12 protein-coding genes are annotated in these 11,830 nt (G+C 72.8%); 6 read left to right on the top strand and 6 right to left on the bottom strand.

Translation table 11 applies throughout. The features are described from left to right. Positions 1-4: 4 nt before the first annotated feature. Complete coding sequence (mce, locus tag K8W59_RS11025) at positions 5-460, bottom strand: methylmalonyl-CoA epimerase (protein ID WP_223393771.1); 456 nt, start codon at positions 458-460, stop codon at positions 5-7. A gap of 174 nt (positions 461-634) precedes the next feature. On the opposite strand from mce, the gene K8W59_RS11020 reads away from it, so the two are divergent. Together K8W59_RS11020 and meaB are read left to right on the top strand one after the other, a co-directional pair. Beyond that, positions 635-1,828, top strand: a complete 1,194-nt coding sequence (locus K8W59_RS11020; protein WP_223393769.1) for an acetyl-CoA C-acetyltransferase — start codon at positions 635-637, stop codon at positions 1,826-1,828. Next, positions 1,825-2,781: a methylmalonyl Co-A mutase-associated GTPase MeaB gene (gene meaB / locus K8W59_RS11015; protein ID WP_223393767.1), complete on the top strand. Its 957-nt coding sequence runs from the start codon at positions 1,825-1,827 to the stop codon at positions 2,779-2,781. The genes K8W59_RS11020 and meaB overlap by 4 nt, the downstream gene beginning before the upstream one ends. A gap of 6 nt (positions 2,782-2,787) precedes the next feature. Here the strand turns inward: meaB and K8W59_RS11010 are convergent, their stop codons facing one another. After that, entirely contained in the window at positions 2,788-3,324 is a 537-nt protein-coding gene (locus K8W59_RS11010) for a hypothetical protein (protein ID WP_223393765.1), read from the bottom strand. Then, positions 3,321-3,824 (bottom strand): SigE family RNA polymerase sigma factor, encoded by a 504-nt coding sequence (locus K8W59_RS11005; protein ID WP_223393763.1) that lies wholly within the window; start codon positions 3,822-3,824, stop codon positions 3,321-3,323. The genes K8W59_RS11010 and K8W59_RS11005 overlap by 4 nt, the downstream gene beginning before the upstream one ends. A 159-nt stretch (positions 3,825-3,983) precedes the next feature. On the opposite strand from K8W59_RS11005, the gene K8W59_RS11000 reads away from it, so the two are divergent. The 4 genes from K8W59_RS11000 (at position 3,984) to K8W59_RS10985 (ending at position 7,295) form a co-directional block, all read left to right on the top strand. After that, entirely contained in the window at positions 3,984-4,154 is a 171-nt protein-coding gene (locus K8W59_RS11000) for a hypothetical protein (RefSeq protein ID WP_223393761.1), read from the top strand. Between the two features lie 16 nt (positions 4,155-4,170). Continuing rightward, entirely contained in the window at positions 4,171-4,692 is a 522-nt protein-coding gene (locus tag K8W59_RS10995; protein WP_223393759.1) for a PH domain-containing protein, read from the top strand. 77 nt (positions 4,693-4,769) lie between these two features. Continuing rightward, on the top strand, positions 4,770-6,326 hold the full coding sequence (locus tag K8W59_RS10990; protein WP_263283235.1) for a choice-of-anchor I family protein: 1,557 nt from the start codon (positions 4,770-4,772) through the stop codon (positions 6,324-6,326). A 9-nt stretch (positions 6,327-6,335) separates the two neighbouring features. After that, entirely contained in the window at positions 6,336-7,295 is a 960-nt protein-coding gene (locus tag K8W59_RS10985) for a co-chaperone YbbN (protein WP_223393757.1), read from the top strand. A gap of 22 nt (positions 7,296-7,317) precedes the next feature. Here K8W59_RS10985 and ppdK read toward each other — a convergent pair whose 3' ends face one another. The 3 genes from ppdK to K8W59_RS10970 are packed head-to-tail and all read right to left on the bottom strand — an operon-like array spanning position 7,318 to position 11,637. Beyond that, a complete protein-coding gene (gene ppdK, locus K8W59_RS10980; RefSeq protein ID WP_223393755.1) occupies positions 7,318-9,987 on the bottom strand; it encodes a pyruvate, phosphate dikinase in 2,670 nt (889 codons plus the stop codon). A 46-nt stretch (positions 9,988-10,033) separates the two neighbouring features. Further along, complete coding sequence (locus K8W59_RS10975) at positions 10,034-10,615, bottom strand: alpha/beta fold hydrolase (protein ID WP_223393753.1); 582 nt, start codon at positions 10,613-10,615, stop codon at positions 10,034-10,036. Continuing rightward, on the bottom strand, positions 10,612-11,637 hold the full coding sequence (locus K8W59_RS10970; protein ID WP_223393751.1) for an NUDIX hydrolase: 1,026 nt from the start codon (positions 11,635-11,637) through the stop codon (positions 10,612-10,614). Before K8W59_RS10970 ends, K8W59_RS10975 begins: the two co-directional genes overlap by 4 nt. Positions 11,638-11,830: the final 193 nt, after the last annotated feature.

The following is an 11,830-nucleotide window of genomic DNA, read 5'->3' as shown; positions in this document are numbered from 1 at the left end:
CCCGTCAGTGCGGGCCGGCGGGCTGCACGAGCTCGACCAGCACGCCGCCGGTGTCCTTGGGGTGGATGAAGTTCACCCGGCTGTCCGAGGTGCCCCGGCGCGACTCGTCGTAGAGCAGTCGCAGGCCGCGGTCGCGCAGGATCTGCGAGACCTGCTCCAGGTCGGTCACCCGGAAGGCGAGCTGCTGCATCCCCGGACCGGAGCGCTCGAGGAACTTCGCGATCGTGGAGGTCTCGTCGAGCGGGGCGAGCAGCTGGATGGCCGAGCCGGAGTCGCCGACGCCGACCATCGCCTCGCGCACTCCCTGTTCCTCGTTGGTCTCCTCGTGCAGCACCTGCATGCCGTAGGTGTCGCGGTAGAACGCCTTCGCCGCGTCCAGGTCCGCCACCGCGATCCCGACGTGGTCGATGGCGGTGAACAGGTGGTCGGGGATGGCGGCGTGGACGTCCGGAGTGCTCATGGCGTCATCGTCGTACGCCGTCCCGCGGTGGCGGTAGGGGGTTGTGACCTGTTCCTCACGGGTCGAGGCGTCCGCCCCCTCCCCGCCGCGCGCCGTGCTGGGTATCGTCACAAGACAACTGCGACAACGAGAGCGCGGCGGGTCGCCGCGCATCCGACACCTGTGGAGGCACCCATGTCCGAGACCGTGATCGTCGCCGGGGCACGTACCCCGATCGGCCGCCTGCTGGGCGGGCTGAAGGACCAGAGCGCGGCGGACCTGGGAGGGGTGGCCATCAAGGGCGCTCTGGAGAAGGCGGGCGTGACGCCCGACCAGGTCGACTACCTGATCATGGGCCAGGTCATCCAGGCCGGCGCCGGGCAGAACCCCGCCCGCACCGCCGGCGTGGCGGCGGGCCTGCCGATGGAGCTGCCCTCCATCACCATCAACAAGGTCTGCCTCTCCGGCATCAACGCCATCGCGATGGCCGACCAGCTCATCCGCGCGGGCGAGCACGAGATCGTCGTGGCCGGCGGCATGGAGTCGATGACCCAGGCACCGCACCTGCTGCCGAAGTCGCGGGAGGGCTTCAAGTACGGCGACACCCCGCTCGTGGACTCGATGGCCTACGACGCGCTCTACGACCAGACCACCCGGCAGGCGATGGGCGCACTCACCGAGCAGCGCAACGCCTCCGAGGACCACCTCACCCGCGAGGAGCAGGACGAGTTCGCCGCCCGCTCGCACCAGCGTGCGGCCGAGGCGTGGAAGAACGGGCTCTTCGACGACGAGGTCGTCTCCGTGGAGATCCCGCAGCGCAAGGGCGACCCGGTCGTGGTCTCCGCCGACGAGGGCGTGCGCGGCGACACCACCGCGGAGTCGCTGAGCAAGCTGCGCCCCGCCTTCTCCAAGGACGGCACCATCACCGCCGGCTCCGCCTCGCAGATCTCCGACGGCGCCTGCGCCGTCGTCGTGATGAGCAAGGCCAAGGCCGAGGAGCTCGGCCTGACCTGGCTCGCCGAGATCGGCGCGCACGGCCAGGTCGCCGGCCCCGACTCGACCCTGCAGATGCAGCCGGCCAACGCGATCCGCAAGGCCGCCGGCAAGGAGGGCATCGAGGTCTCCGACATCGACCTGTTCGAGCTCAACGAGGCCTTCGCCGCGGTGGGCATCGAGTCCGCTCGCGACCTCGGCGTCTCCGAGGACAAGGTCAACGTCAACGGCGGAGCCATCGCGCTGGGCCACCCGGTCGGCATGTCCGGCGCCCGGATCGTGCTGCACCTGGCGCACGAGTTGAAGCGCCGCGGCGGCGGCGTCGGCGCGGCCGCGCTGTGCGGCGGCGGTGGCCAGGGTGACGCGCTGATCATCCGCGTTCCCGCCGAGGCGTGAGCCGGCGGGCCGCCTCCGTCCCCGACCTGGTCCGCGGCGCCCGCGAGGGCGACCCGCGGTCGGTGGCGCGCCTGATCTCCCTGGTGGAGGACCGCTCGCCGCTGCTGCCGGAGGTGATGGCCGCCCTGGCGCCCTTCACCGGTGCCGCCCAGGTGGTCGGCCTGACCGGCTCGCCCGGGGTCGGCAAGTCGACCACCACCTCGGCCCTGGTCACGGCCTGGCGTCGCGAAGGGAAGCGGGTGGGAGTGCTGGCCGTCGATCCGTCCTCGCCGTTCTCCGGCGGCGCGCTGCTGGGCGACCGGATCCGGATGGAGGACCACGCACTGGACCGGGAGGTCTTCATCCGGTCGATGGCCGCGCGCGGCCACCTCGGCGGCCTCTCCTGGGGCACCCCGCAGGCGCTGCGGGTGCTGGATGCGGCCGGCTGCGACATCGTGCTGGTCGAGACCGTCGGCGTCGGGCAGAGCGAGGTCGAGGTGGCCCACCTGGCCGACACCACGCTGGTGCTCTCCGCGCCCGGCCTGGGCGACGGCATCCAGGCGGCCAAGGCGGGGCTGCTGGAGGTGGGCGACGTGTACGTCGTGAACAAGGCCGACCGCCCCGGCGCCGACCAGGTCCGCCGCGAGCTGCGCACGATGATCGCGATGGCCGACCGGCCCGATGACGCCTGGCGGCCGCCGATCGTCAAGGCCGTCGCGACCACGGGCGAAGGGGCCGACGAGGTCGTGGCCGAGGTGGCCCGGCACCGGGAGTTCCTGGAGCAGGACGGTCGCCTGGAGGCACGGCGCACCCGGCGGGCGCGCGAGGAGGTCGAGGCCATCGCACTGGCGGCCCTGCGCCAGGAGTGGGACGAGGCCCGCGGGGACTCCGACCTGGACGGGCTGGCCGCCTCGGTCGCCGCCGGCGAACTCGACCCCTGGAAGGCCGCGGAGACGCTGCGCCGCTCCCTGTGAGGCGCCTCAGCGCGGGGAGATCGAGAGCACGTCGGCCAGCTCCAACGGGGCGTCGCACAGCAGCTCGACGCCGGGGTCGGAGTCGTCGGGGCCCCGGGCAGTGAACCGCATCCGGCTCTCCGCGTCGGTCACCGAGATCGAGGTCAGCTCCATCGGCTCCGCGAGCCCCTGCGGTACCGCGTCGGGGTCCTCCGGACGGAGGACCAGCCGCTTGCCCTCTCGGGTCACGGTGCCGTAGTAGACGGCCCGGTCCGGCTGGGAGGTGCAGGTCACGGGGGCGGAGCCGGGGCGCGCTGAGGAGGTCGCAGTGGGGGTCGATGAGGCGGGGCCGCCCGCCTGACGCGGCGAGTCGGGACCGCCGGAGGGAGCGATGGCCGAGAGGGCCAGCCCGCCGACGGCGACGGAGGCAGCGAGGCCCAGGCCGACCATGCCGGCGCGTCGGCGGCGCTGGGCGCGGCGACGGGCCGCGAGGGCGTCCAGGTCGAGGGGCGGCACGGGCAGCGACGAGGCCGCCCGCTGGAGCAGGTCGATGCGGTCGTTCATGACTCCTCCACGAGGTGGTCGGTCCGGATGGCGGACAGTCCGCGGGAGGCGCGGCTCTTCACCGTGCCGGTCGCGACCCCGAGGGCGGCCGCGGCCTGTCTCTCGGAGAGATCGGCGATGTAGCGCAGCACCAGCACCTGGCGCTGCTCGGCCGGCAGCGCGGCCAGGACCCGGAGCACCTGGTCGCGCTCGGTCACCGCGCCGTCCGGCGCCGGAGCGGTCTGGTCGACGAGGGCGTGCGAGGTGTGCAGGTCGGTCGGCTGCTCGCCGACCCAGCGGCGGCGACGCAGGCTGTTGAGGTGGTTGACCAGCATCCGGTAGACGTAGGCGTCGGGATCCTCCGCCTGCGAGACCCGGTGCCAGGAGCGCCACACCTGGGCGAGCACGCCCTGAGCCACGTCCTCGGCGTCCGCGGGACGGGCACCGAGGAACACGGCACTGCGGACCAGCTGTGGCCAGCGGCTGCCGGCGTACTGGCTGAACTCCTCATCCGGCGTCACGTCGCCCCCTTCGCCCTCGTTCTCTCACCTCAGCAGACGCGGTGGGGACGGGGGAAGGTTCCCGATCCTCCGGCCGGGGCGCGCCTCCCGCGGGCGTGGGTGGAGGCGTGGTACGAAAGGGCGAACCTGTGTTGCCTTCCCCTGCACGGAGAGAGTCCCATGAACGCCAAGAAACTGCTGCTCGTCGTGGTCGTGGTGTTCCTCGGCTTCTGGATGTTCACCGACCCGAGCGGCCTGGCCGACGTCGCCAGGAACGGCGCCGGCGAGGGCTGGGCGCTGGCCACCGACGGCTTCCGCGGCCTGATCCGCTTCCTCGGCGAGCTGTTCTGACCCGGTTGGGGGACACGTGAGGTCGGAGACCGGCGCGAGCGCCGACGTACGCCGGCACCTGCTGCGTGAGGAGGGCGAGGTCGTCGTCGACGAGGTGCGCAAGCACTGGGTGGCGCTGCTGCGGCCCCTCGACGAGTTCGCGATCGTGGTCGTGCTGCTCATGCTGGTGCCGTTCACCCCGGTGGACTACGGCTGGGTGCCGATCGTCGCGGCGCTGGTCGTGGCGCTGCACGCGACCTACCTGTGGATGGCCGTGCGCCGGGACGTCTTCGTGATCACCAACATGCGGGTCTTCCGGCTGCACGGGGTCTTCAACCGGCAGCTCTCGACCATGCCGCTCACCAGGATCCTGGACATCACCGTGGCCAAGCCGCTGCTCGGCCGGCTGCTCGGCTACGGCCACTTCGTCTTCGAGTCCGCCGCCCAGGAGCAGGGGCTGCGCGACATCCGGTTCGTCGCCGACCCCGACGAGCGCGATCTGGCGATCCAGCGGGTCGTCCAGCGCTCGGGTCTGCGCGGCCCGAAGGCCGTCAACTAGGGGCTCTTCGCCCACCGGTCGGGCCGGAGCCGTCGACCGTTCACCGGGCGGTCACTGCGCTGGCGGAGTCTCCGGCCATGCCGAAGCTGCCCCTGCTCGCCGCGTTCGCGGTCCCCGTCCTCGCCGGCCCGCTCGTGATCGCCCCCGCCGTCGCAGCCGGCGACGACGCCCCCGGCGAGCTGCTGGGTACCTATGCCTCCGGGTTCTTCGACGAGGGCGGCGCGGAGATCGTCGCCCACGACCCCGCGCGACAGCGGGTGTTCGCGGTCAACGCTGCGGCCGGCACCGTCGACGTCCTCTCCATCGCCGACCCGGCGAAGCCGACCAAGGTGAGCGAGCTGGACACCCCGGGGGCGAACTCGGTGGCTGTCCGCGGGCAGGTGGTCGCGGTCGCCGAGCAGGCGGAGGAGAAGACCGACCCCGGGTCGGTGTCCTTCTTCGACGCCCGGACGCTGAGGCCTACGGGCCGCGTGCGGGTCGGTGCCCTGCCCGACATGGTGACGATCACCGCCGACGGCTCGAAGGCGGTCGTGGCCAACGAGGGCGAGCCCGAGGGCTATTGCGCGGGCCAGGCCGACCCGCGCGGCTCGGTGTCGGTCGTCGACCTCTCGCGGGGTCCGGCCCGGGCCACAGCCCGCACCGCCGGGTTCACCGCCTACGACGGCCGCGAGGACGCCCTGCGCGCCGACGGCATCCGGATCTTCGGCCCCGGCGCCTCGGCGTCGCAGGACCTCGAGCCGGAGTACGTCGCCACCGCGGGCCGCTGGGCCTGGGCCACCCTCCAGGAGAACAACGCCGTCGCGAAGGTGGACCTGGCCAAGGCGCGCGTCGTCGACGTGACGCCGCTCGGCACCCGCGACCACTCGCTGCCCGGCCAGGGCCTGGACGCCAACGACAAGGACGGGGTGGCCGGCATCGCCGAGCGCCCGGTCTCGGGGCTCTACCTGCCCGACGGGATCGCCACCTGGAAGGTGCGGGGGAGCAGCTACCTCGTCACCGCCAACGAGGGCGATGCCCGGGAGTACGACTGCTTCGCCGAGGAGGCCCGGGTCAAGGAGCTGCCGCTGGACCCGAGCGTCTTCGGGCCGGAGACCCAGCAGGACGACGTACTGGGCCGGCTCACCGTGACCACCACCGCGCCGCGCAACTCCCGCGGGGAGTACACCGAGCTCCAGTCCTTCGGCACCCGGTCGGTCTCGGTGTGGTCGGCCGACGGCCGTCAGGTGTGGGACTCCGGGGAGCTGCTGGAGCGGGTCACCGCGGAGCTCCCGGCCTACAACGCCGACCACTCCGAGACCGACTCGGCGGACTCGCGCAGCGACAACAAGGGCCCCGAGCCCGAGGGCGTCACCATCGGCCGGGTCGGCATGCGCACCTACGCCTTCGTCGGGATGGAGCGGAACAGCGCGGTCGCGGTGCTGGACGTCAGCCGGCCGGACGCGCCGGAGTACGTCAGCCTGCTGAGCAATCGGGACGACTCCTACCCGGCCGAGGACCCGCGCGCGGGCGACCTGGGCCCGGAGGGGCTGGCGTTCGTGGCCGCGGAGGACAGCCCGAACGGCGAGCCGCTGCTCCTGGTGGGCAACGAGGTGTCCGGCACGACCAGTATCTGGGGACTCGACCTGCGACCCTAGGATGGGCGCATGACGCAGTCGCAGAACCCGCAGGGCCCCCAGGGCTCCGACCAGTCCTTCAGCCGCCCCGGCGCGGTCGACCTGTCCGGCCTCCAGGGAGCGCCGGCCGGCGGCCCGGGCGGGGCTCCGGGCGCCGTCGGCTCCTACTCGGTGCTGCTGGACGAGCAGAACTTCCAGTCGGTGCTGGAGGCCTCCACGACGGCGCCGGTGATCCTGGTCTTCTTCTCCCGGACCCAGTCCCCGGAGAGCGGCCGGCTCGCCGACGACCTTGCCCGGCTCTCCGACGAGTTCGAGGGCCGCTTCCTGGTCGGCCTGGTCGACATCGACGCGACCCCGCAGATCGCCCAGGCGATGCAGATCCCGTCCGTGCCGCTCGTGGTGGCCGTCGTCGACGGCCGACCGATGCCGCTGCTGCAGGACGCGCCGCAGGAGGACGAGCTGCGCACCCTGCTGCAGCAGGTCGTCCAGCAGCTCACCGCGCAGGGCGTCGCGGGGCGGCACCAGCCGCGGTCGACCGGAGCGCCGGCCGGGGAGGACGAGGACGGCGGGCCCACCATCGACCCGCGCTACGCCCCCGCCCAGGACGCGCTGGAGGCCGGCGACATCGAGGGCGCGGTGCGCGAGTACCAGAAGCTCGTGGACGCCAACCCTGCCGACGCGGAGGCCGCCGCCGGCCTGGCGATGGCGACCGTGCTGCAGCGCACGCAGGGCGCGGACCTGAACGCGGCGCGCGCCGCGGCCGCCGACAACCCCGACGACGTGGACGCGCAGACCATGGTCGCGGACCTGGACATGCTGGGCGGGCACGTCGACGACGCGTTCAACCGCTTGATCGACCTGGTCCGCCGTACCTCCGGGGATGAGCGGGACAAGGCGCGCGAGCACCTGCTCGGCCTCTTCGCCGCCGTCGGCAATGACGATCCGCGGGTCCTCGCGGCGCGGCGCAACCTCGCGTCCGCGCTGTTCTGACCCTCCGGCGGCTGCCGCCGGGTCAGTCCGCGTCGAGGTTGGCCCGGCCGGCCTCCAGCCGGGCGACCGGGACCCGGAACGGCGAGCACGAGACGTAGTCCAGCCCGACGCTGTGGAAGAAGTGGATCGAGGCCGGGTCGCCGCCGTGCTCGCCGCACACGCCGACCTTGAGGTCGGGCCGGGTCTCGCGGCCCTTCTCGGTGCCCATCCGGACGAATGCGCCGACGCCGAGGGTGTCCAGCGACTCGAACGGTGAGACGTCGAAGATGCCGTTGTCGAGGTAGGCGGAGAAGAACGATGACTCCACGTCGTCACGGGAGAAGCCCCACGACATCTGGGTCAGGTCGTTGGTGCCGAAGGAGAAGAACTCCGCGCTCTTGGCGATCCGGTCGGCGAGGAACGCCGCACGGGGCAGCTCGATCATGGTGCCGACCTGGTGCGGGATCTCCCGGCCACGCCGCTCGGCGACGTCGCGGGCGACCGCCTCGATGTGCCGCTTGACCACGTCGAGCTCCCGCACGCTGGCGACCAGCGGGACCATGATCTCCGGCCGTGGGTCGCCGCCCGCGTCGAGCCGGTCCGCCGCCGCCTCCAGGATCGCCCGCGCCTGCATCTCGAACAGGCCCGGGATCTGGATGCCCAGGCGCACGCCGCGCAGGCCCAGCATCGGGTTCTGCTCGTGCAGGCGTTGTACGGCGGCCAGCAGGGTGCGCTTCTTCTCCTCCACCTGCTCGCCCGTGGCGTCGGCGACCGCGATCTCCACCGAGAGCTCGGTCAGCTCGGGCAGGAACTCGTGCAGGGGCGGGTCGATCAGCCGGATCGTGACCGGCAGGCCGTCCATCGCCTCGAGGATCCCGGCGAAGTCCTCGCGCTGCAGGGGCAGCAGGGCCGCGAGAGCGGCCTCCTGGCCCGCCTCGTCCTCGGCGATGATCAGGTCCTCGACCAGCTGGCGGCGCTCGCCGAGGAACATGTGCTCGGTCCGGCACAGCCCGATCCCCTCGGCGCCGAACCGGCGTGCGCGGGCGGCGTCCTCGGCGGTGTCCGCGTTGGCCCGCACCCTCAGCCGCCGGGCGTCGTCGGCCCGGGTCATCACCAGGTCGACCGCCTCGATCAGGTCGTCCTCGGAGTCGTCGCCCTCGAAGTGCCGCACCACGACGGAGTCGACGACGGGCACGGCCCCGGCGAACACCTCGCCGGTCGTGCCGTCGATGGAGAGGGTGTCGCCCTCCTCGATCACGGTTCCGCCGTCGACGGTGAAGCGCTTCGCCGCGGCGTCGACCTCCAGATCGTCGGCCCCGGAGACGCAGGTGCGACCCATGCCGCGGGCCACGACCGCGGCGTGCGAGGTCTTGCCGCCGCGGCTGGTGAGGATGCCGCGTGCGGCGACCATCCCGGACAGGTCGTCGGGGTTGGTCTCCTTGCGGACCAGGATCACGTCCTCGCCGTTGGCGGCCCACTCCACCGCGGTGGGGGAGTCGAAGACCGCCTTGCCGACGGCGGCCCCGGGGGAGGCGTTCACCCCCACGGTCAGCAGGTCGCGGTCGGCGTCCTCGTCGAAGCGGGGGAACATCAGCGAGGCCAGCTGCGCGCCGGTGACCCGGCGTACTGCCTCGTCGGTGTCGATGAGGCCCTCGTCGGTCATGTGCCGGCCGATCCGGAAGGCCGCCTCCGCGGTGCGCTTGCCGACCCGGGTCTGGAGCATCCACAGCTTGCCGCGCTCGACGGTGAACTCGATGTCGCACATGTCGCGGTAGTGCTCCTCGAGCCGCTTCATGATCTCCAGGAGCTCGTCATAGGACGTCCGGTCGATCTCGGCGAAGTCCGCCAGCGAGACGGTGTTGCGGATGCCCGCGACGACGTCCTCGCCCTGGGCGTTCTGCAGGTAGTCGCCGTAGACGCCCTGGTCGCCGCTGGCGGGGTCGCGGGTGAAGGCGACGCCGGAGCCGGAGTCCATGCCGAAGTTGCCGAAGACCATGGCCTGCACGTTCACCGCGGTGCCGAGATCCTCGGGGATCCGCTCCTGGCGGCGATAGAGGCGGGCCCGGTCGGTGTTCCAGGAGTCGAAGACGGCCTTGATCGCCAGGTCGAGCTGCTCGCGCGGGTCCTGCGGGAAGTCGCGGCCGGTCTCGTCGCGGATGATCGTCTTGAACTGCTCGACCAGCGCCTGCAGGTCCTCGACGTCGAGGTCCAGGTCGGAGTCGCTGCCCTTCTCCTGCTTGCGGGCCTCCAGCGCCTCGGAGAACAGCTGCCCGTCGATGTCGAGGACGGTGCCGCCGAACATCTGCAGCAGCCGACGGTAGGAGTCCCAGGCGAAGCGCTCGCTGTCGCTGCTGGCGGCCAGACCGCCCACGGACTCGTCGTTGAGCCCGACGTTGAGGACCGTCTCCATCATCCCGGGCATGGAGAACTTCGCGCCCGAGCGCACGCTGACCAGGAGTGGGTCGTCGGCGGCGCCGAGCTGGCGGCCCATCGTCCTCTCCAGGGCCGTGAGGTGCTCGGTGACCTCCTCGGGCAGCCCGTCGGGGAAGCCGCCCTCGGCGAGGTAGGCGCGACAGGCCTCGGTGTCGATGGTGAACCCGGGCGGCACCGGCAGCCCGATGTTGGTCATCTCGGCCAGGTTGGCGCCCTTGCCGCCCAGCAGGTCCTTCTGGTCCTTGTCGCCCTCGGCGAAGTCGTGCACGTAGCCCGTCATGGGCTGATCCTGCCACTGCCCGGCGTCGCCCGACAGGGGCCGTCGGCTAGCCGGGGTCGCGGAGGAAGTCCAGCACCGCCTGGTTGAACGCCTGCGGGTCCTGCTGGTTCATCCGCTCCGGCCCGGGGAGGTCCAGGGTCGGGGCATGCACCCGCTCACGGTCGCCGGCCGGGTCGAGCCGCTCGAGCTCCGCCAGGGCCGCCAGCAGCCGGTCCTTGTCCAGGTGCCGGCCGGCCAGGACCCGCCGCGGGGTCAGCTTGAGGGCGCGGCGCTGGGCCCGGACCGCCGAGCGCGACGGGGCGTCGTACTGCCCGGCCAGGACCAGCCGGTCCACCAGCTCGGGGTGCTGGGCCGCGAGCCGCGCGGCGACCAGGGCGCCGAGGGAGAGGCCGACGACGTGGGTACGGCGCACCCCGTGGGTCTCCAGGAAGCTCACCAGGTCGCCGACGGCGGCGTCGAGATCGAAGGTGCCCCGGTCGGTGGGCTTGAGTCCGCGCAGCCAGGGGACCCAGCAGCGCCAGTCGGTGGGTACGGCGACGACCTGGTCCTGCCAGTCGGTCGGGAGCTGGCCCAGTGCGGGCAGGAAGACCAGGCAGGTGGGGTCGGCCTGCTGCGGCTCCTCGCTCATCGGCCGGACTCCGTGTAGTCGCTGCCCGTGCTGCGCAGCGCGGCCGCGACCCGGCGGGCGGTGAAGTCGGTGCACCGCTCCTCGACCTGCTCCGGCGTGCAGAACTCGGCGGTGCGGATCTCCCGCTCCTGGCGCACGACGTCGTCCAGGATGCCGGGCTCGTGCCGGCCGCCGTCGAAGACCAGGCAGAGCGCGTCGTCCCAGCCGCCCCACGGCGGCAGCCAGTCGGTGAGCAGCAGCTCGCCGGCGGGGATCTCCAGGCCGAGCTCCTCGACGATCTCGCGGGAGACCGCGAGCTGGGGGGACTCGCCGACCTCGACGACGCCCCCGGGCAGATCCCAGTCGCGCTTGTAGGTCAGCTGGCACAGCAGCACGCGGTCATCGGTGTCGCGCACCAGCATCTGGGCGATCGCCCGCTTGCGGGGCAGGAAGGAGTTGAGCAGCGCGCGGAAGCTCTCCGGCTCGGTCAGTGGCGGGTCGGTGGAGAGCCGGGCGTAGATCGCCATGGCGGTGGCGTCGGCCCGGTCGCCCATGCCGGGGACCAGCCGCCGCTCGCCCTCCCGGCGCAGCCCGGCGCGGGTCGCGACCCGGGTGCTGGAGGCGTTGCGCGGGTCGATCCGGGCCTCCACCCGCTGCAGGCCGAGTCCGCCCTGGTCCTCCTCGCTGAGGGCCCAGTCGACCAGCACCCGGACGGCGCGTACGGCGTACCCGCGACCCCTCCGCCCGGCGTACAGCGCCCAGCTCACGCTGCCGACGCTGTCCGTGGAGCGGTCGACCTCGACGCTGCCGACCAGCTCGTCGTCGTGCTCGATCGCGAAGGCGGCCCGGCGCCGGCCCTTGCCCCAGTCCTCGCGCCACTCCTCGATCGCCTGCAGTTGGCGCTCGGAGGTGATGTCCTCGGGCTTCCAGCCGAACCAGAGCCGGATCTCCTCGTCGTGCCCGGCGACCGCCGCCTCGACGTCCTCCTCGCGCCAGGGTCGCAGGGTCACCACACCGTCGGTGAGGGTCGGCTGGTCGGTCATGCGTCCCACCCTAGGTGCCGACCCTGAGCAGCCGATGCACATGGTCGGCGAGCACCCCGACTCCCCGCGCGGGGGTGAGGTCGCCGGTGGCGGTCGCCAGACGCTCGCGGTGCTCGCGCGGCCATTTACCAGGTAGTCATGCTCGAGCGTCGCCCTACGGGGCAAATTCACCGTGTAGAGCGTCACTGCGTCG

This window comes from Nocardioides rotundus (genome assembly GCF_019931675.1).
GTDB lineage: Bacteria > Actinomycetota > Actinomycetes > Propionibacteriales > Nocardioidaceae > Nocardioides > Nocardioides rotundus.
The sequence above is the reverse complement of the archived record's forward strand: the minus strand, read 5'-3'. Positions and strand labels throughout refer to the sequence as shown.